A 19636-nucleotide genomic window follows, 5' to 3' on the forward strand; every position below is an offset into this window, starting at 1 on the left:
CCGATCACGATGCGCGCGAACCGCCTCCGCCTTGCCCTCATTGCCCTGGCCCTGTCCGCGGCACCGGCTCTCGCCGCCAGCGACGTGGCGGTGGAGGTCAGGAACGAGTCCGAGCCGGTGCTCTGCGCCGAGAAGGACAACGTCACCATCAAGGCGATCTCGCCCGAGGTGCGGCGCTTCCAGATCGAGGCCGCGCATCCGGCCTATATCGCCGGGCTGATGCGCGACAACTGGGATGCGGACTGGACAGCCTGCGACATGACGGGCGACCCCGTCTTCGCCGCCGTGACGCCGCCGCGCCGCGTCACCTTCTACGAGAGCATCGAGTACTGGCTCGTCGGCTACACCTTCCCGACCTTCTGGCGGCCGTCCGAGACGACGTTCAAAGTCGGTGACCGCGTCGAGAAGGGCCTGCATCTCGTCCAGCTCTGGAAGCTGGGCAAGGACCGCTCGCACGAACTGCTCGTGGTCTATCCTCAGGATGGCTACTGGCGCGCCCGGCCGATGCCGCCCGCGCCGCTGCCGGCCACCGCCTATGGCTCGTCCTTCCTGGTCGGCCCGATCGTGCAGGACGGCGCCCGCCCGGTCGTCAACATCCGCGAGATCGAGTTCGACCCGAAGACGGTCTCGTTCAAGATGAGCTTCAGGGACGGCTCCTCCGGCACGCTGAAGCTCGACAGCGTCGACGAGAACCGGATGGTGCTCGACGTCGTGCTCGACCGGCCGGTCGGCGGCGGCAATGCCTTCGTTGCCCTGCGCTCGATGTATGTCACCGAGTTCAACAACGACGTGGCCCGCATCGCCATCCGCGAGCCCGGCGCCAAGGGCTGGCGCGAGGAGCCGCTGATGCCGTTCACCAGCGGCAAGGCGACCGATATCTGGATGGGGCGGACCACGCATTCGCGCCACAACACCTCCTCGCCCGACATGGTGTTCCGCAATTTCTCCAAGGACCCGAACCCGCCGGCCCGGGCCGAGAAGAAATAGAGCGGTCGCGCCTCGACAGGGAACGCATCGCGGCGATGCCGCGTTGCGGCATGACGCGGGCCGCGCAGCGCGCTAGCTTCGCCTGAGATCGTCAACCTCCGGGATCGTCATGCCTCGCTTCGCCGCCAATCTGTCGATGATGTTCAACGAATGGGCCTTCCTCGACCGCTTCAAGGCGGCGTCGGATGCCGGTTTCGAAGCTGTGGAATTCCTGTTCCCCTATGAGCATCCGGCCGAGCAGGTCGGATTGGCCCTGGCCGGCGGGCATCTCGAGCAGGCGCTGTTCAATCTGCCGCCAGGCGATTTCGCCAAGGGCGAGCGCGGCATCGCGGCGCTGGCCGGCCGCGAGGACGAGTTCCGGGCCGGCGTCGAGACGGCGCTGGTCTATGCCCATGAGACCGGCGTCAAGCGTCTGCACATGATGGCGGGCCTCGCCGATCCCGACGATGCGAAGGCGCAGGCGACCTATCGCGCCTCGCTCGCCCATGCTGCCGATGCGCTGGCCCCGCACGGGATCGAGCTTCTGCTCGAGCCGATCAACGGCAAGGACATGCCGGGCTATTTCCTGAACGATTTCGACCGGGCCGGGGCCTATGTCCGCGAGTGCGGGCGGGACAATGTCAGGCTGCAGTTCGACATGTATCACTGCGAGCTGATCCATGGCGACGTGGCCGGCCGGCTGAAGGCGCTGTTCCCGCTCGTCGGCCATGTCCAGATCGCGAGCGCCAATGGCCGCCACGAGCCGGACGACCAGGGGCCCGATTATCCGCAGCTCTTCGCGCTGCTCGACGAGCTCGGCTATGACGGCTTCGTCGGCTGCGAATACCGGCCGCGCGCGGGCACGCTCGAGGGGCTCGGCTGGTTTGCGCCCTATCGCCGGCACGACCTGCGGCCCGATCCGCTGGACGTGGCGTGATGCCGCCCTTCGCCTGGCCGGTCCTGGTCGCCGACATCGGCGGGACCAATTGCCGTCTTTCGCTGATCGAGCAGGCGGGCGCCCAGCCCGTTCATCTTGCCCGCATCGCGACCGGCAGCCAGGCCACGCCCGAAGCCGCGTTGGAGAGCGTGCTGGCGACTCTCGCCCAGCGCCCGCGCTCCGCGATCCTCGCCGTGGCCGGTCCGCTCGAAGGGCGCACCGCACGGCTGACCAACGCGAACTGGACCTTCGACGGCCCCGGCCTCGGCCGGGCGCTGGGGCTGGAGCAGGGGCTCCTCGTCAATGATTTCGAGGCGCAGGCCGCTTCGCTCGCCGTGCTCGGAGCCGGGGACGTGACGACGCTGGTGGCGGGAGAGCCGGAAGCCGGTGGCACGCGGCTCGTGCTGGGGCCGGGCACCGGCTTCGGCGCTGCCGCCCTCGTCACGCGCGCCGGGCGCAGCGTGCTGGTGCCGACCGAAGCGGGGCATATCGGCATCGGCCCAGAGGACCCGACCGAGGAGAAGATCTGGCCGGCGCTGGCTGCCGGGCTGCCGCGCGTCACGGTTGAATCGCTGCTCAGCGGCGACGGTCTGGTTCGCTTCCACCGCGCCGTTGCCGACAGTTCTGGCCTGCGCGAGCCCGATGTCAGCGCCGCGGATGTGACGACCCTGGCGCTCGACGGGGAACCCGCCGCGCTGATGGCCGTCATCTGCTTCTGGCGGCTGCTCGCCCGGGTCGCCGGCGATCTCGCGCTCGCCTTCAAGGCGACTGGTGGCGTTTATCTCTCGGGCGGGATCGTGCCGCGCCTGCTGCCGCTGGCCGAGCGGGGCGCGATCGCGACCGTCTTTTCGGCCAAGCCGCCGATGGAGGATCTCGCCGCGCGATTCTCGCTGCATGTCATCACCGCCCACGACTGCGCCGAGCGCGGCATGGCCGCGATCGCCGCCGCGCCGGCGCGCTTCGGCCTCGACGATCCCGCACGCTTGTGGTTTGGCTGACGACGGCGCGCCGTCCGGCGGGCCCTAACGGACGGCTCGCCCCGCCTTGTCTGCCATCCTCCCGATTCAGGTTCTGCGGGCGCTCGCCGCCTTCATGGTGGCCGTGCATCACGTCCAGCCCGACGCCGCGGTGCTGGCGCGGCTGGCGGGGCAGCCCTTCGCCGGCAGCGATCTGCTGCCCTGGATGGCGGGCGTCGACATCTTCTTCGTCGTCTCCGGCTTCATCATGGTGCATGCCTCTGCCTCGCTGTTCGACCGGCCGGGCGCGCCGAGGCTGTTCCTGAAGCGGCGGCTGGTCCGAATCGTGCCGCTCTACTGGGCGGCGACGACGCTGTTCCTGCTGATCGCTCTGGCGCTGCCTGCAACGCTCAACTCGGCGGCGCCGAGCGTCGGGCAGATCATGGCCTCTTATCTGTTCTGGCCCGCTGTCTCGTCCAGCGGGCTGGTGCAGCCGGTCTATTCGCTCGGCTGGACGCTGAACTACGAGATGCTGTTCTACGCGCTGTTCGGCATGGCGCTCGCCCTGCCGCGGCCCCTCGTGGTGCCCGCGGTGACGCTCGCGCTGGCGATCCTCGTTGGTGCCACCGTTGCGCTGGGCCCGCTGCCGCTGCCTTTCGGCTTCTGGGGCCAGCCGATCGTGCTCGAATTCGCGGCTGGCATGGGGATCGCGCTGCTGCATCGGCGTGGCTTGCAGCTGGGCCAAGGGATGCGCTTGAGTCTTCTCGCCGCGGCGCTGGGCCTGCTGCTGTTCGGCCGGCACCTGCCGCTGGTGGCCGGCCCCTGGCGCGACCTGGCGATGCACGGCTTTGCTGCTGCGCTGATGGTCCTGGCTGCGGTCACCGGGTCCCGCGAGCCGGCCGCGCCTTCAGTGCTGACGATAGCGCTCGCCCGGATCGGCGATGCCTCCTATGCGCTCTATCTCGTCCACCCCTTCGTGATCAGGGGCCTTCGCGAAATCTTCGCGCGGCTCGGGCTGTTCGAGCCCGGCCTTTTCGTCGCGACCGCCCTGACCGGTGCGGTCATCGCGGCGCTTCTGGTTCACAAGCTGTTCGAAGTCCCGGTGACGCGCACGCTGCGGCGCTGGACCGGCGCCTGAGCCCCGCCTTCAGTCGAGGCGGCCCTTCAGCGATTGACCGACGACACCGCCGGCGCGACGCCGCTCCGCCCGCCTGGCCTTGATCGCCTGGACATGCTCGGCTTGGGGATGGTAGCCGCGCTCCATGATCTCGAGCGAGTACTCTTCATAGGTCAGGCCGAGCGCCTGCGCGTTGTCTTCGCGCCGCAGGGCGATGTCGCGCGGCTTCTTCCACGCTTTGCGGTGGGCGAAGCGCCAGTCGAAGAAGCGGCCGATCCGGCCCGTTCCGGTCTCGGAACGGCGCCTGCGCTCCTTGAGCGGTGGCCCGCCATTGTGGCCGATTCCGATGGGGCGCTGGCGAGACATCGTGGCTCTCTTCGTCCTGTGCGACTGCGAGGTTAGCAAGTGCGCCGGGCGGGGCAAGCACCGTGCCAGGGCCTGCGGGCGTGACATCGGGGGGCTGCCGGTCTATCCCGCCATCCATCTCCCTTCACGGATAAGCCATGGCCCCCTTGCTGCATCTGCGCGACGTCGCGCTCACCTTCGGCGGACAACCGCTGCTGGAAGCGGCCGAGATCGCGGTCTCGGCCGGCGAACGCGTCTGCCTCGTCGGCCGCAACGGCTCGGGCAAGTCGACCCTGCTGAAAATCGCGGCCGGCCTCGTCGATCCCGACAAGGCGGAGCGCTTCGTCCAGCCGGGCTGCACCGTGCGCTATCTGCCGCAAGAGCCGGATTTCAGCGGCTACAAGACCTCGCTCGCCTATGTCGAGGCGGGGCTGGGGCCGGGTGACGACGCCTATCGCGCGCAGTATCTGATCGAGGAACTCGGCCTCACCGGCGAGGAGGATCCGGCGACGATGTCGGGCGGCGAGTCGCGTCGTGCGGCGCTGGCGCGCGTGCTGGCGCCGGAGCCCGACATCCTTCTGCTCGACGAGCCGACCAACCATCTCGACCTGCCGGTGATCGAATGGCTCGAACAGGAGCTGAAATCGCTGCGCTCCGCCATGGTCCTGATCAGCCATGACCGGCGCTTCCTGACCAATCTCTCGCGGGCGACGATCTGGCTCGACCGCGGCCTGACCCGGCGCATGGACCGGGGCTTCGGCGAGTTCGAGGCCTGGCGCGACGAGGTCCTCGCCCAGGAAGAGCTCGACCGCCACAAGCTCGATCGCAAGATCGCCCGCGAGGAGGACTGGCTGCGCTATGGCGTCAGCGCCCGGCGCACCCGCAACCAGCGCCGTCTGGGCGAACTCCACGGCCTGCGCGAGCAGCGCCGCACCGCGCGTTTCGCCGTCGGCAGCGTCAAGCTGGAGGCGAGCGAGGCGCAGACCTCGGGCAAGCTGGTGATCGAGGCGCTCAACGTCTCCAAGGCCTATGGCTCGAATGTCGTGATCAAGGATCTGTCGCTGCGCGTCGCGCGCGGCGACCGGATCGGCATCGTCGGCCCCAACGGCGCCGGCAAGACGACTCTGATCAACCTGCTCACAGGCCAGCTCGCGCCCGATTCCGGCACGGTGAAGCTCGGCGTCTCGCTGGAGATGGTGACGCTCGACCAGCGCCGCGAGAGCCTCGATCCGGCGACGCCGCTGGGCGATGCGCTGACGGGCGGCGGCTCGGACCAGGTCATGGTCGGCGACACGCCGCGCCATGTCATCGCCTATATGAAGGACTTCCTGTTCCAGCCGCTGCAGCGGCGCACGCCGGTCGGCGCGCTGTCGGGTGGCGAGCGCGGCCGGCTGATGCTGGCCCGTGCACTCGCCAAGCCCTCCAACATGCTGGTGCTGGACGAGCCGACCAACGATCTCGACCTCGAGACGCTCGACCTGCTGCAGGAACTGCTGGCCGACTACAAGGGCACGGTGCTGCTGGTCAGCCATGACCGCGACTTCATCGACCGCGTCGTCTCGGCGACGTTGATCTCGGATGGCGACGGCGTCTGGACGGAGTTCGCCGGCGGCTACACCGACATGCTCGCCCAGCGCGGGCGCGGCGTCGGTGCGAAGGTCAGGGTGGCCCCCAAGGCGGGCGCCCCGGCGGCGGAACCGGCGGTTGCCGCGCCGATCTCGCCAGCCGCCCCGACCTCGAAGCGCAAGCTCTCCTTCAACGAGAAGCACGCTCTGGAGACGCTGCCGAAGACGATCGCGGTGCTGCAGGCGGAGGCCGCCAAGCTCAACCAGGCGCTCGCCGGCGATCTCTACACGCGCGACCCGAAGCTCTTCGCCAAGGCCACGACCCGGCTCGAGGAGGTGACCCGCGAGATCGCCGGGCTCGAGGAGCGCTGGCTGGAACTGGAGATGCTCCGCGAGGAGATCGGCGCGTAACGGTCGCGACGCGCGGCCTGCTGGCAGGGGAACGACGATGAGACTGAAGGGCAAGACGGCGCTGGTCACCGGCGCGGCGCAGGGGTTCGGCTTCGGCATCGCCGAGACCTTCGTGCGCGAGGGCGCGCGGGTGGCGCTGCTCGACCTCAACGGCGACAAGGCCAAGGAGGCCGCGCAGGCGATCGGCCGCCGGGCCTTCGCCGTGACCTGCGACGTCGGCAAGGCCAAGAGCGTCGAGAAGGCCGTGGCCCGTGTCATCGCCAAGCTCGGGCCGCTCGACATCGTCGTCAACAATGCCGGCACGACGCATCGCAACATGCCGATGACCGAGGTGACGGAGGAAGAGTTCGACCGGGTCTTCGCCGTCAATGTGAAGTCGATCTACCTGATGACGAAGGCGACGGTGCCGCATTTCCGCGAGCATGGCGGCGGCGTGATCCTCAACATCGGCTCGACCGCCGGTGTACGACCCCGACCGGGCCTGACCTGGTACAACGGCTCCAAGGGCGCGGTGAACCTGCTGTCGAAGTCGATGGCGGTGGAGCTCGCGCCGGACCGCATCCGCGTCAACGCGATCGCGCCCGTCGCGGGCGAGACGCCGCTGCTGGCGACCTTCATGGGCGAGGACACGCCCGAAAAGCGCGCGCAGTTTCGCGCCTCGATTCCCTGGGGCCGGCTCTCGACACCCCAGGATATGGCGAATGCCGCGCTTTATCTCTGCTCGGACGATGCGGAGATGGTGACGGGGACGGTGCTGGCCGTCGATGGCGGTCGCTGCATCTGAGATGTCGTGTCATGCCCGGGCCGCGCCCTGCGCGGACCCGGGCATCTCGTAAACCAGTGAAACCCGTCACGGGATTCTCGGGTCAGCGCTCTGCGTCGCACGAAAATGACGCGTCTCGTCACACCGGCTTGGTGTGAAGCGCGATCTCCTGTCGCCGCATCACGGTGCCGTCGAGCTCGAAGCCGCGCTGCTCGAAGGCGATGTGCGGGTCGCGCCCATCGCCTTCGATCTTGAACAGATGCCAGCCCGCCAGTTCGCCATGGCCGAGTGGGCCGATCGAGGCCGAGGGCACGCCGACGATCGGCACGTCGCGGCCTTGCCCCGGGCGCCAGGCCAGCGAGAAGCGGTGATTGTGGCCGTGGATGACGAGATCGGCACCCTTGCGGGCGAGCATGGCCTCGAAGGCGGCGGCATCGACCAGCTCGCGCGAGCGGCGTGCGCCGCCGACATAGGGCGGGTGGTGGATCAGCACGACGCGGATCAGCCCCTCGTCGCGGGCGCGGTTGAGCAGGATCTCCGCCTTGGCGATCTGGTCGCGGCCGACCCTGCCGGTCGCCATCAGGGGCAGGGTGGGCACGCCGGTGTTGAGCCCGATCAGCGCGACGGGGCCGCGGCGGCGATACCAGGGATAGCCGACGCTGCCGTCGTCGCTTGCGACCCATGGCCCGAGATGATGGGCCAGCGCCTTCAGGGAGGAGCGCGCATAGGCATCGTGGTTGCCCGGCACGAAGCTCACGGCCTCGCGCGGACCGAGTTCGTCGAGGAAGGCGACGGCCGTCTTGAACTCGTTGGGCAGGCCGATATGGGAGACGTCGCCGGTGCAGGCGATATGATCCGGCATCTGCGCGCGGATATCCGCGACGATCAGCGCCAGGATATCCATGTCATGGGCGTGCCGGCGCTTGCGGCGCCAGTTGACGTAACCGGTCGCCCGCTTGCCGAAGAGCTGATGCAGCGAAAAACCCGCGAGCGGGCCGAGATGCGGATCGGACAGGTGCGCGAGCTTGAACACGCCCTGCGCTAGCCTTGCGGCCAAGCCATCGTCAAGCCACCCGTGCCGCACGCTTTCGCGTGCGCGGATGGTGCGAATGGTTCAGTTTGCGGCGCCGGTCAGTTCGGAGACGATGCGCGAATCGGTCAGCGTCAGGGCGGGCTGCCAGACGAAGGCGGGCTTGGCGCGAAAGAACGCGATGATGAAAGAGAGAAGCATGTCGGTATTCCCCAGCAATGAGGCTGGGATATCGGCCCGGTTTGCGGCGCGTTTGTGACGCTTGAGACCGCAGGACGGGGGTCCGTCATGCGTAATTTGCATATACAATTCGGTAACGATTGGAGGCCATGCGTGAGCGGACGAGCGCAGACCGGCGCGGAGCAGGGCTCGGACAGCACCCTGACGCGGCTCCAGCGCCTGCAGATCCGCCTGCTGCATGTCTATTTCCGGCTGATGCGCGGCATGACGCTGGGCGTGCGCGCGGCGGTTCTGAACGACCGGGGCGAGGTCTTCCTAGTCCGGCACACCTATACGCCGGGCTGGCAATTGCCGGGAGGCGGGGTTGAGGTCGGCGAGCCGATGGTTGAGGCGCTGGCGCGCGAGTTGGCGGAGGAGGCCCGGATCAGCCTGTCGGGGCCGGCCACGCTGTTCGGCGTCTACTTCAACCGCAAGATCTCGCGGCGCGATCATGTGGCGCTCTATGTCGTCAGGGATTTCGTGGTCGACGCGGCCAAGAAGCCCGATCTGGAGATCGCGGAGGCCGCATTCTTTCCGCTCGACGCGCTGCCGCAGGGGCTGACGCCGGGGACGCGGAGGAGGCTGGCCGAGATCGCGGGGAGCTCAACGCCCTCGGCGGAGTGGTGAAACCTGCCGATGGACGGCCGCCCGGTGCTCTGCTACAGCGCCGCCACCATGACGAACGGGCTCCCGACCTCCCTCCTGCGACGACCGGCGCGCTGAACGCGCTTCTGGCAGGGCCGCGCCGCGCGCGGACCCCGCCCTAACATGCCCCGCCTCTGCCCGTCCGCAGGTTTGACGCCGTCATGACTTCGCTTCCCCTGACCATTCGCCATGAGCTTCCCGCCGATGCCGCCGCGATCGAGCGGCTGCATGAGCGCGCCTTCGGGCCCGGGCGCTTCGCGCGCACCGCCTTCCGCCTGCGCGAGGGCGTGCCGCCCGATCCGGCGCTGACCTTCGCGGCGCATGTCGGCACCTTCCTCGTCGGCTCGATCCGGGTGACGCCGGTTGCGGCCGGTGGCCATGCCGCGCTGATGCTGGGGCCTCTCACCGTCGATCCCGCCTTCGAGGGAAGGGGCATCGGGGCTGCGCTGATGAACCGCTCGATCGAGGCCGCGCGCGCCGACGGGCACGACCTCATCCTGCTGGTGGGGGACGCGCCCTATTACGCCCGCTTCGGCTTCAGGGTCATTCCGCCGGGCCAGCTCGTGCTGCCCGGCCCGGCCGATCCGGCGCGGTTCCTGGCGCTGGAACTGGCCGAGGGCGTGCTGGTGGAGCGGCGCGGCGCGGTGACGACGATCAAGCCAGGCGCATGAGGCTTGCCACATCGTCATTCTCGGGCTTGACCCGAGAATCTCATGACACGGAAATTCTGGTTTCCGAGATGGTCGGGTCAAGCCCGACCATGACGCGCCTGATCTTTAGGCCGCCGCGTCGGGCTTGCGGTTGAAGCGCCGGCCGCTTTCGCCGAGCCAGCCCGCGACGAGGGCCCCGAACAGAAGCGCCAGCCCGATCAGACCGACGAAGAGCGGCGAGATCTGGACGCCGCGCACGATGCCGGAATCGCTGATGCGCAGGCCGATCCAGTCCGAGCCCGCGAACTGGCTGCCCGATCGCACCGGCACGATGCGCGGCACGGTGACGTCCGAGCCACCCTCCTGGCCGATGCGGCGCGACGAGCCGCCCGTCGCCTCGGCCAGCGTGCTAAGCTGGGCGGGATCGCTGACGACCTCCATCAGTTCGCGCGGGTTCTCCGGGCCAACGCTGGCGAAGGCGGTGAGGTTGTCGCCTGCGATCCGGTGCAGACCGAACTCGCTGGTCGGGATCCGGGCCGTGAACAGGCCGGGGCGACCGGGCTCGAGCGGGATGGAGCGGGACTGACCGTCGGGGCCGGTGACCACGACGGGGGCCGGGTTGTCGCCCAGCGTCTGGCGCTCGACCTCGATAGTGCCGCTGCGCGAGACGGCGCGCAGGGCCTCCTCCTCCAGATCGGGCTCCTTCATCAGCCAGTGGCCGAGGCGGCGCAGCAGGTTGAGATGGGGACCGCCGTCGCGGAAACCGCGCGCCCAGAGCCAGGCATGGTCCGACAGGAAGAGCGCGACGCGGCCCTTCTGCTCGCGCGCCAGCATCAGCAGCGGGCGCTCACCCGGGCCGGTCATCACCGGCGAGCCGGTGCGGGCACGGGCGCCGACCATGCGCAGCCATTCACCCCATTGCGGCGGCTCGACCTCCGAGCCCGGCAGGTCGCGCGTCACCGGATGGCGCCGGCCGGGCTCGCTGACGCGGGCGCGATAGGCCTCGTCGATCACCGAACCGTCCGGCAGGGCCGGCAGGATCTGGCCGAGTGGCGTGCGGGCCAGCGACTGGGCACCGGCATATTCCGGACCGGCGGCGATCAGCAGCGCGCCGCCCTCGCGGACATAGCGGACGATGTTGTCGAAATAGACCAGCGGCAGGATCGACTGGTTGGCGTAGCGGTCGAAGATGATCAGGTCGAATTCCTTGATCTTGACCTGGAACAGCTCGCGCGTCGGGAAGGCGATCAGCGAGAGTTCGTTGATCGGCGTGCCGTCCTGCTTCTCCGGCGGGCGCAGGATGGTGAAATGCACGAGGTCGATATTGGCGTCGGCCTTGAGCAGGTTGCGCCAGGTGCGCTCGCCCGGATGCGGCTCGCCGGAGACCAGCAGCACGCGCAGCTTGTCGCGCACGCCTTCGATGGTGATGACGGCGCGGTTGTTGGCGAGCGTCAGCTCGTTGTCGAGCGGGGCCGCTTCGATCTCGACGACATTGGGGCCGCCGCGGTCGATGCGGACCGGCAGCGACACGGTCTGGCCGACCACGACCTCGCGGCGGGCGATGATCTCGCCGTCGCGCCGCACCGTCAGGGCGGCGCGACCGGGACCGCCCTTCTCGAGCACGCGCAGCCGTACCGTCTGGTCCTTGCCGACGATGCCGAAGCGGGGTGAATCCACCAGCACGATCCGGCGGTCGATCTCGCGCTCGCGGCCCGTGGTCAGCACGTGCAGCGGAGCCCGCAGGCCGAGCGCCTCCGCCGTCGGCGGCGTGTCATGGGCGAGGCCGTCGGTGACGACGATGGCGCCGGCCACGCGCTCGGAGGGCACGTCGGCGAGGCTGGCGGCCAGCGCCTCGAAAAGCCTCGTGCCGTCACCCGAACCCTGCGCGTCGCGGACCTCGACGATGCGCGACTCGACATTGCCGATGCCGCGCAGCTGTCGCTCGATCTCGGCCTGGGCGGCCTGGGACTGGGCGGAGCGGTCGCTCAGGCGGTTCGAGGCGGAGCGGTCCATGACGACGGAGACGACGTCCTTCACCGGCTCGCGGTCCTCGAAGACGAGGGAGGGGTCGGCCAGCGTCAGGGTCAGCACGACGAGGGCGAGCGCGCGCAGGATCGCGCTCCTGCCGGCGAGCACGATCGCCGCACCCGCCGCCAGCGCCGCCAGAACGGCGAGGCCGATCAGCAGCGGCAGCGGGACGAGCGGCGCGAAGGAGAGGCTCCACATCAGATCAAGGTCCTGTCGCTACGCCCCCGCAGCCATTGCACGGTTCGAGTGCGCCTCACTGGCCCAGCCTTTCGAGCAGGGCCGGGACATGGACCTGGTCGGCCTTGTAGTTGCCGGTGAGGGCGTACATCACGAGGTTGACGCCGGCCCGCAGCGCCATTTCGCGCTGGCGCGGATCGGAGCCGGAAAGCGGCACGAGCGGCTCGCCGCGGCGGTTGACGGCCCAGGCCGAGGCGAGGTCGTTGGAGGTGATGACGATGGGCGAGACGTTGTCGCCGGCCCGCGCCGGGCGGCGACCGTCGGCGCCGGCCGGTGGCAGGATCTCGACCCAGGTCGTGCCGCTGTCATAGCGCCCGACGAAGCCGTCGAGGATGTAGAAGGTCTTGGTCAGGACGTGGTCGCGCGGGATCGGCTCGAGCTCGGGAATGTCGAGCGTCTGCAGCATGCGCCGGAGCTGGTCACCCTCGGGGGTGGTGCCGCCGCCCGGACGTGCGCTCATCGCGTCGCGGGTGTCGAAGATCACCAGCCCGCCGCCCTTCATATAGGCCTCTAGCTTGCGCAGCGTCTCCGAGGAGGGGATCGGCCGTCCGGAGACGATCGGCCAATAGAGCACCGGAAAGAAAGCGAGTTCGTCGCGGTCGGCGTTGACGCCGACGGCCTCGCCCGGTTCGAGCGCGGTGCGCGCGCCGAGCACGACGTTGAGCCCGGCGAGCCCGGCCTTCGACATCTCGTCGACCGCGCGGTCCCCGGTGACGACATAGGCGAGGCGGGTGACCGCTCCGGCGGCGAAAAGCTCGCGCGGGATCGGCGGGCGCTGGTCCGGAGCCGGCGTCGACGCAGGCGTCTGGGCCTGAGCCGGCTCCGGCAGGAGCGTGCCGCCGCCCAGCGCCAGCGCCAGGAGGATGGCGGCGGGTGCGGCGCGGCGGGCCCGGCGGGCGAAGTTCAGGCGGCCGCCGAGCCAGAGCGTCGCCAGCGTGTCGGCGACCAGCAGCAGCAGCGCCAGAACGAGAAGCTGCGGGCGAATGTCGAGCGCGACCGGCTTGTCGACCGGCAGAACAGCCACGCCCAGCGCGGCGAGGTCGATCGCGTGCAGTGTGTCGGTCGGGTTGAGCGTGTTGACCGCGAGCGAGCCGTCGGCGGGGCCGTAGATGCCGGGCGGATGGGCGAGCGTGGCGCGGCCGGTGAAGCTGCGTGCGACCGGCTGGGCCGTGGCGGGCGGGCTGCGGAAGCTGCCAGTGCCGTCGAGCACGCGGGTCGGCGAGAGCGTCTCCACGCGGGCATCCTCTCCCTGGGGCTCGGCCGGGCCGGTGCCAGCGAGGCCGACGATCTTCCTGAGCATTTCGACGAAGAGGCCCGACAGCGGCAGGTTCGACCAGGTCGTGTCGGCCGTGACATGCATCATCGCGATCATGCCGTCGCCGCGGCGCTCGCCGGTGACGACGGGCGTGCCGTCCTCCAGCGCCGCCCAGGTCTTGCGCGACAGATCGGCTTCCGGCTCCGCCAGGATCTGGCGGCTGACGCGGACATCGTCACTGATCGGCACGCCGAAGAAGGGGCTCTCGCGGGTGAAAGCGGCGAGCTTGCGCGGCGTTTCCCAGGAGAGCCCGCCGCCCAACGTGCGCCCGCCGCGGCGCAGGCGCACCGGCGTGAGCTCGTCGGAGGCGGCAGCCAGGCGCGCGCCGGCGAAGCGCAGCAGCACGCCGCCGCGCTGGATGAAATCGTTGATCTTGCCCGCTGTCTCGGGATCGAGCGCGCCGATATCGGCCAGCACCAGCACCGAGAGGTTCTGCTCCAGCAATTCACCGACCGGGTCGGTCGAACCCGGGCGCGGCTCCCTGATCTCGGCGAAGGGCGAAAGCGCCCGCGAGACGTAGTAGGTCGGCGAGAGCAGCGGTTGTGCCGTGTCGGTCGTCGCGCCCGAGACGATGCCGACGCGGCGGCGCTTGGACCGGTCGTCGAGCAGGGCGACCGCGCCGGCGCTGCGCTCGCCGACGATTTCGAGCCGCGAGACCGCATTGCGAACCTCGATCGGCAGGGTCAGACGGGCGGTGGTCTGCAGAGCGGAGCCCTCGAAGACGAAGGGCGCATCGCCAAGCGGCAGACCCTTAAGGTCGAGCGCGCGCACGAGGCCGCTGGCGGCGGCGCTGGCGGTCGGCCGCAGCACCTTGACCGCCAGCGCCCCGGCGAGATTCTCGGGTGCGGCCAGAGCGAGCTGGGCGACGGGGGCGGCATGGATCGAGAGGCGCCCGGCGCCGGCCTCCTGCCTCAGCCGGGCAAGGAAGGCGGCGTCGTCGGAGACCGAAAGCCCGTCGGCCACCCAGACGATTTCGGCCTCCGGGGCGCTGCGCAGGAAATTCTCGATGCGCGGCAGGTGAGCGCCCCGGTCGGGCGCATGCGGCTGCAGGGCGAGCGCGCGCAGGCGGTCGAGGGCGGCGCGCGGCTCAAACAGCGCGATCTCGGCTGGGTTTTCCGCCAGGCCGACGAGCGCGACAGGGCGGCCTTCGCGTGCGGCGGCGGCAACGCGGGATTCGGCGACCAGCAGGCGCTCCGGCCAGTCGGTGGCGGCGCCGAAGCCGTTGTCGATCAGCAGCAGCATCGGGCCCTGCAGCGGCCCGGCCTCGCGGGGCGGGTTCCAGACCGGGCCGGCCACAGCGAGAATCGCCAGAGCCGCGACCAGCATGCGCAGCGCCAGCAGCCACCACGGCGTATGGGCCGGCATCTCGCGCTTGGCGACGAGGTCGGCCATGATCTTGAGCGGCGGAAAGTCGATGCGGCGCGGCCGCGGCGGCGTGACCCGCAGGATCAGCCAGAGCGCGGGCAGCAGCGCGAGCGCGGCCAGCGCGAGCGGGGCGGAGAAGGCGAGGGGGAGCGCGTTCAGCACCGGCTATCTCCCGCTTCCGCGCGCTGCCGCGACGAGGCTCGCGACCCGCAGCACGCCTTCGCTCGCGGGCCGGTCGGTGCGGTGCAGGGTCAGCGTCCAGCCGGCCTTTCGGCAGGCCTCCCGGATTGCATCGCGATGGGCTTCCAGCCGCTGGCGGTATTCGGCACCCCAGGAGCCGGCATCGCCGACGCGCAACGAGAGCCCGTCCTCAAGATCGAAGAGCTCGGCCTGCCCGGTGAAGGGGAAGGTCTCCTCGATCGGGTCCGCGATCAGCAGGACATGGCCGCGGGCGCCGGAGGAGGCGAGGGTGGCGATGCGGCGCGCGAGCGAATCGGCTGGCGAAAGCCCGTCCGTGATGATGATCGCATCGGCCAGGCGCGGCAGCGGCCCGTCCGGCGGCAGATCGAGATCGGCTCCCTTGGCATCGGCGAGGATGGCCTGGGCCAGCGTCTCGACGATGCGGCGCGAGGCCAGCGCCCGCGTCAGCCCGAGATGGCCGACGCGCTCGCCGCCATCGACCAGGGTCTCTGCGAGGGCGAAGCCCGCGATCAGTGCGCGATCGAACTTCGAGGCCATGGCGAGGCTGGAGGCGAAGCCCATCGAGGCGGAGCGGTCGATCCAGAGCCAGATCGCGTGGGAGGCCTCCCATTCGCGTTCGCGGACGAAGAGGTGGCCGTCACGGGCCGAGCGGCGCCAGTCGATGCGGGAGGAGGATTCGCCGGTGACGAGCGGGCGGTACTGCCAGAAGGTCTCGCCCGGGCCCGCCCGGCGGCGCCCGTGGATGCCGTGCAGGCTGGCGGAGACGCGCCGCGCCTCGAGGATCAGCCGAGGCAGGCGCGCCGCCAGATCGAGCGAGGCGGTGACGACCGGCCTCGCGGGCTGGCGTTCGGCCGATCCGAGAACGCGCGTGCGCAGCATCCCTGTCCGCCCCTATCCCAGCCGCTCGACGAGCTTGCCGATGATGCCCTCGACCGTCTCGCCATCGGCGCGGGCGGCGAAGGTCAGCGCGACGCGGTGCTTGAGCACCGGGACGGCGAGCGCCACGACATCGTCGATCGAGGGCGCGAGGCGGCCTTCGACCAGCGCGCGGGCGCGGCAGGCCAGCGTCAGCGACTGGCTGGCGCGCGGGCCCGGGCCCCAGGAAAGCTTGTCGGTGATCGCGGCGTCGCTGCCCTCGCCGGGGCGGGCGGAGCGGACGAGATCGAGGATCGCGTCGACGACGGCGTCGCCGACCGGCAGGCGGCGCACCAGCCGCTGCGTCGACATCAGGGTCTCGGCCGTCATCGCCTGGGCCGGCTTGTGTTCGGAGGCGCCGGTGGTCTCCATCAGGATGCGGCGCTCGGCCTCGCGGTCGGGATAGGCGACGTCGATCTCGAGCAGGAAGCGGTTGAGCTGCGCCTCGGGCAGCGGATAGGTGCCCTCCTGCTCGATCGGGTTCTGGGTCGCCAGCACATGGAAGGGGGCGGGCAGGTCGTAGCGCTCGCCGCCGACGGTGACGTGGTGCTCCTGCATCGCCTGCAGCAGCGCCGACTGGGTGCGCGGCGAGGCGCGGTTGATCTCGTCGGCCATCAGGAGCTGGGCGAAGACCGGGCCCTTGATGAAGCGGAAATGGCGCTTCCCGTCGGCGCTCTCGTCGAGCACCTCGGAGCCCAGGATGTCGGAGGGCATCAGGTCGGGCGTGAACTGGACGCGGCGTGCGCTCATGCCGAGCACCGTGCCCATCGCCTCGACCAGCTTGGTCTTGGCGAGGCCGGGCACGCCGACCAGCAGGCCATGGCCGCCCGCGAGCAGGGTGATCAGCGAGAGATCGACGACCTTCTGCTGGCCGAAGATGACCCGGCCGATTTCGTTGCGGGCGGCGCCGATCGCGCCGAGCGCGGCTTCCGCAGCCTCGACGATGCCGGTATCCAGGCTGACGGGGGGGTTGGCTTCCAGAGCCTGGACTTGCGCCACCATATCGATCTCCTTCACCCTCGGCTCCGCGCCATCCGCTGTCCCGCAACCCGCAACGGCCTGAGCCGTTGACTGTGGACGGGGCGCCATGCCGGCTCAAGGGCGGAATGACGCGGTGCACAGAACACGGCTTCACGATTATGTGGAGTTCAAGGCAGAGGCGATGATGTAACCACGATGCCGCAGGCAGCACCGGCAGAGACTCTCATGAGCGACAGCGGCGGCGCGATGGAGCGGCTGGTCGCGGCGCTGCAGGGCGGGAAGGCGCGCGGGATCCCCCCAGTCGAGCGCTGGAACCCCGCTTTCTGCGGCGATATCGACATGCGGATCGCGGCCGACGGTACCTGGTTCTATCTCGGAACGCCCATCGGTCGGCCGGCTCTGGTCAAGCTGTTTGCCTCGGTCCTGCGGCGGGACGGCGATGATTACGTTCTCGTGACCCCGGTGGAAAAGCTCGGCATCACGGTCGAGGATGCACCCTTCCAGGCCGTGGAGATGGCGGTGGAGGGCGAGGGCGAGGCCCGCGCGATCGCCTTTCGCACGCAGGTCGACGATCTCGTGAAGGTGGGTCCGGAGCATCCGATTCGCTTCGAGCGGGAGGCGGCGGGAGACGGGCTGAAGCCCTATGTCCATGTGCGTCGCAACCTCTGGGCCCGGCTCACGCGCGCGCTGACCTATGATCTGCTGGCGCTGGGGGAGGTTCGCGAGGTGGAGGGTCTGGCGCAGTTCGGCGTGGCCGCGGGCGGGCTGTTCCATCCGGCCGTTCCGGCGGGCGAGATCGACGGGTTGTGATGCAGGCTCTTGATTTGACGGTCGACGAATTCGCCGAACTGGCTCAACGCCGGCTGCGGCTGGAGCCGCCGCAACTGGGCGACGTGATCGCGCGGCCGCGCGGCGACCACGACCACCAGCCGCACCCCGTCCCGCCGCCGGACGAGAGGGCGGCCGTTGCCGCGGCGGTGTTGATCGGCATCGTGCCGCGGCCCGAGGGGCCGACGGTCATTCTGACGCAGCGGGCGGCGACGCTGCGCAGTCATTCGGCACAGGTGGCCTTTCCCGGCGGCAGGGTCGATGCCGTGGACGGCTCGCCGGTTGTGACGGCGCTGCGCGAAGCGGAGGAGGAGATCGGGCTGCCGCGGGAACGCGTTCGCACGCTCGGCTTCCTCGATGCCTATCTGACGGGGACGGGCTACCGTATCGTGCCGGTGGTCGCCCTGCTCGAGCCGCCGTTCACCCTGACCTTGAACGCCCACGAGGTCGACGACGCCTTCGAGACGCCGCTCTCCTTTCTGCTCGACCCTGCCAATCACCGGCGCGAGGGCCGGGAATGGCAGGGGCTTTACCGCACCTACTATGCGATCCCGTTCGGGGATCGCTATATCTGGGGTGCCACCGCCGGCATGATCCGCAATCTCTACGAGCGGCTCTCCGGCTGAACCGGACTGGACGATCAAGGCCATGCTGCGCTCGATCATCGAAGAGGTGCTTCTCTTCGTCCTGCCTTTCTGCATCTTCGCCGGCTACCTCATCGTCAAACGGCGCAACCCGCTCGATGTCGAGCACTGGAGCCGGCACCTGTTCTGGCTTGCTATCGTCGGGTTGCTGCTGTCGATCGCGCTCGTCGCCTATGGCGGCTGGACCGCGCCGCGCGCCACCGGCGCCTATGAGCCGCCGCATATGGAGAACGGGCAATTGGTGCCCGGCCGCTTCAAATGACCTCTTCCGAGGGGCGGATCGCCGCCCTGCTGGCGCGGCCATCGCTCTCCCGGCTGCTGGAAGCGCTCAACGGCGAGGGTGAGGAAACCCGCATCGTCGGGGGCGCGGTGCGCGACGCCCTGCTCGGCGAACCGATCGGCGATGTCGATCTGGCGACGACCGCGCTGCCCGAGAACACGATGCGGCGTGGCCGGCTCGCCGGGTTCAAGGCCGTGCCGACGGGGATCGAGCACGGCACGGTGACCCTCGTCGCGGACGGGATCGCCTGCGAGGTGACGACGCTGCGCGAGGATGTCGAGACCGATGGCCGGCGCGCGACGGTCCGCTTCGGGCGCGATTTCGTCGCCGATGCGCGGCGGCGCGATTTCACGGTCAATGCGCTCTCGCTCGACCGGCTCGGCGCCGTCCACGATCCCTGCGGCGGGCTCGCCGATCTCGCCGCGCGGCGCATCCGCTTCATCGGCGATGCGGGGACGCGCATCCGCGAGGATTATCTGCGGATCCTGCGCTTCTTCCGCTTTCACGCCCGCTATGGGGCCGGTTCGCCGGATGCCGACGGCGTCCGCGCCTGCATCGCGGGGCGGGGCGGGCTGGCGGGGCTGTCGCGCGAACGCGTCCGGGCCGAACTGATGAAGCTGCTGGTGGCGCCCGGCGCGGCCGCTGCGCTGCGGGTCATGGCCGAAGCCGGGCTGCTGGTGCCGATGATCGGCCGCGTGCCGCATCTGGCCCGTTTCGAGGCGGTGACTGAGGGCGGAGGCGAGGGCATTTATCCCGCCTTCCGGCTGGCGGCCCTCGCCGTTGGTGTGCGGGAGGACGCGCTGCGGCTGCGCGAGGAGCTTCGCCTTTCCAATGAGGAGTTCGACCGGATCGAGCGGATCGCGCTGGCGCTGGAGGGGGTGTCGGGCCGGGACAAGCCCGCGACCCTGGCGCAACTGCGCCATCTCGCTCATCGGATCGGGCAGGACGCGACGGCGGCCGGGCTCGTGCTGCTGGCCGGGCGGGGCGCGGAGGCTGCCGGGCGGGCTCAGGCGATGATCGCCGAACTGGCCCGCACGCCGCCCTTTCTGCCGACGGGGCGGGACGTGATCGCGCTGGGTGTGCCGGCCGGACCTCGGGTGGGGCAGGTGCTGGCGGCGGCGCGGCACACCTGGCTCGAGGGGGGCGCCCCTCCCGACGAATCCGCGCAATGGCGGTTTCTGGATGAGGCCCTTCGGTCGACGCGCCCGGGACCAGCGGCCGACTGAAGCAGCCCTCGC

The 19636-nt window shown here is 70.3% G+C and carries 18 protein-coding genes; 12 read left to right on the top strand and 6 right to left on the bottom strand.

The genetic code is table 11. The annotated features are described in order from the left end of the window. The first annotated feature begins 9 nt into the window (after positions 1-9). The 4 genes from SJY11_RS09175 to SJY11_RS09190 all read left to right on the top strand — a co-directional run bounded on the left by SJY11_RS09175 (position 10) and on the right by SJY11_RS09190 (position 3997). Entirely contained in the window at positions 10-987 is a 978-nt protein-coding gene (locus tag SJY11_RS09175) for a hypothetical protein (RefSeq protein ID WP_376986280.1), read from the top strand. Between the two features lie 109 nt (positions 988-1096). Further along, positions 1097-1903, top strand: a complete 807-nt coding sequence (gene otnI, locus SJY11_RS09180; protein ID WP_376986281.1) for a 2-oxo-tetronate isomerase — start codon at positions 1097-1099, stop codon at positions 1901-1903. After that, positions 1903-2901, top strand: coding sequence for a glucokinase (locus SJY11_RS09185; protein ID WP_376986282.1), 999 nt, complete (start codon positions 1903-1905; stop codon positions 2899-2901). Before otnI ends, SJY11_RS09185 begins: the two co-directional genes overlap by 1 nt. A gap of 46 nt (positions 2902-2947) precedes the next feature. Further along, positions 2948-3997, top strand: a complete 1050-nt coding sequence (locus tag SJY11_RS09190) for an acyltransferase family protein (protein ID WP_376986283.1) — start codon at positions 2948-2950, stop codon at positions 3995-3997. Between the two features lie 9 nt (positions 3998-4006). Here the strand turns inward: SJY11_RS09190 and SJY11_RS09195 are convergent, their stop codons facing one another. Further along, positions 4007-4342 carry a hypothetical protein gene (locus tag SJY11_RS09195; protein WP_376986284.1) on the bottom strand — a complete coding sequence of 112 codons (336 nt, stop codon included), beginning with the start codon at positions 4340-4342 and terminating at the stop codon, positions 4007-4009. Positions 4343-4479: 137 nt separating this feature from the next. On the opposite strand from SJY11_RS09195, the gene SJY11_RS09200 reads away from it, so the two are divergent. Both SJY11_RS09200 and SJY11_RS09205 read left to right on the top strand, forming a co-directional pair. After that, positions 4480-6297: an ABC-F family ATP-binding cassette domain-containing protein gene (locus tag SJY11_RS09200; protein ID WP_376986285.1), complete on the top strand. Its 1818-nt coding sequence runs from the start codon at positions 4480-4482 to the stop codon at positions 6295-6297. A 37-nt stretch (positions 6298-6334) separates the two neighbouring features. Beyond that, positions 6335-7081, top strand: coding sequence for an SDR family oxidoreductase (locus SJY11_RS09205; RefSeq protein ID WP_376986286.1), 747 nt, complete (start codon positions 6335-6337; stop codon positions 7079-7081). Positions 7082-7199: 118 nt separating this feature from the next. On the opposite strand, the gene SJY11_RS09210 is transcribed toward SJY11_RS09205, so the two are convergent. Beyond that, positions 7200-8093 (bottom strand): metallophosphoesterase family protein, encoded by an 894-nt coding sequence (locus SJY11_RS09210; protein WP_376986287.1) that lies wholly within the window; start codon positions 8091-8093, stop codon positions 7200-7202. A gap of 330 nt (positions 8094-8423) precedes the next feature. On the opposite strand from SJY11_RS09210, the gene SJY11_RS09215 reads away from it, so the two are divergent. Together SJY11_RS09215 and SJY11_RS09220 are read left to right on the top strand one after the other, a co-directional pair. Further along, a complete protein-coding gene (locus SJY11_RS09215) occupies positions 8424-8936 on the top strand; it encodes an NUDIX domain-containing protein (protein WP_376986288.1) in 513 nt (170 codons plus the stop codon). Positions 8937-9115: 179 nt separating this feature from the next. Beyond that, complete coding sequence (locus SJY11_RS09220; protein WP_376986289.1) at positions 9116-9625, top strand: GNAT family N-acetyltransferase; 510 nt, start codon at positions 9116-9118, stop codon at positions 9623-9625. A gap of 105 nt (positions 9626-9730) precedes the next feature. Here the strand turns inward: SJY11_RS09220 and SJY11_RS09225 are convergent, their stop codons facing one another. The 4 genes from SJY11_RS09225 to SJY11_RS09240 are packed head-to-tail and all read right to left on the bottom strand — an operon-like array spanning position 9731 to position 16667. After that, entirely contained in the window at positions 9731-11830 is a 2100-nt protein-coding gene (locus tag SJY11_RS09225) for a hypothetical protein (RefSeq protein WP_376986290.1), read from the bottom strand. A 55-nt stretch (positions 11831-11885) separates the two neighbouring features. Continuing rightward, entirely contained in the window at positions 11886-14708 is a 2823-nt protein-coding gene (locus SJY11_RS09230; protein ID WP_376989284.1) for a DUF4159 domain-containing protein, read from the bottom strand. Between the two features lie 6 nt (positions 14709-14714). Beyond that, positions 14715-15629, bottom strand: coding sequence for a DUF58 domain-containing protein (locus SJY11_RS09235; protein ID WP_376986291.1), 915 nt, complete (start codon positions 15627-15629; stop codon positions 14715-14717). Between the two features lie 12 nt (positions 15630-15641). After that, positions 15642-16667, bottom strand: a complete 1026-nt coding sequence (locus tag SJY11_RS09240; RefSeq protein WP_376989286.1) for an AAA family ATPase — start codon at positions 16665-16667, stop codon at positions 15642-15644. 204 nt (positions 16668-16871) lie between these two features. Here SJY11_RS09240 and SJY11_RS09245 point away from each other — a divergent pair, with 204 nt between their 5' ends. Genes SJY11_RS09245 through SJY11_RS09260 form a run of 4 tightly spaced genes read left to right on the top strand, consistent with a single transcriptional unit; the run spans position 16872 to position 19624 of the window. After that, positions 16872-17456 (top strand): DUF1285 domain-containing protein, encoded by a 585-nt coding sequence (locus SJY11_RS09245; protein WP_376986292.1) that lies wholly within the window; start codon positions 16872-16874, stop codon positions 17454-17456. After that, positions 17456-18100, top strand: coding sequence for a CoA pyrophosphatase (locus tag SJY11_RS09250; RefSeq protein WP_376986293.1), 645 nt, complete (start codon positions 17456-17458; stop codon positions 18098-18100). The genes SJY11_RS09245 and SJY11_RS09250 overlap by 1 nt, the downstream gene beginning before the upstream one ends. A gap of 22 nt (positions 18101-18122) precedes the next feature. Continuing rightward, positions 18123-18380: a DUF6111 family protein gene (locus tag SJY11_RS09255; protein WP_376986294.1), complete on the top strand. Its 258-nt coding sequence runs from the start codon at positions 18123-18125 to the stop codon at positions 18378-18380. Further along, entirely contained in the window at positions 18377-19624 is a 1248-nt protein-coding gene (locus SJY11_RS09260; RefSeq protein ID WP_376986295.1) for a CCA tRNA nucleotidyltransferase, read from the top strand. Before SJY11_RS09255 ends, SJY11_RS09260 begins: the two co-directional genes overlap by 4 nt. Positions 19625-19636: the final 12 nt, after the last annotated feature.

The sequence above is a fragment of the Allobosea sp. R86505 genome, assembly GCF_042466375.1.
In the GTDB taxonomy this organism is placed as follows: Bacteria; Pseudomonadota; Alphaproteobacteria; order Rhizobiales; family Beijerinckiaceae; genus Allobosea.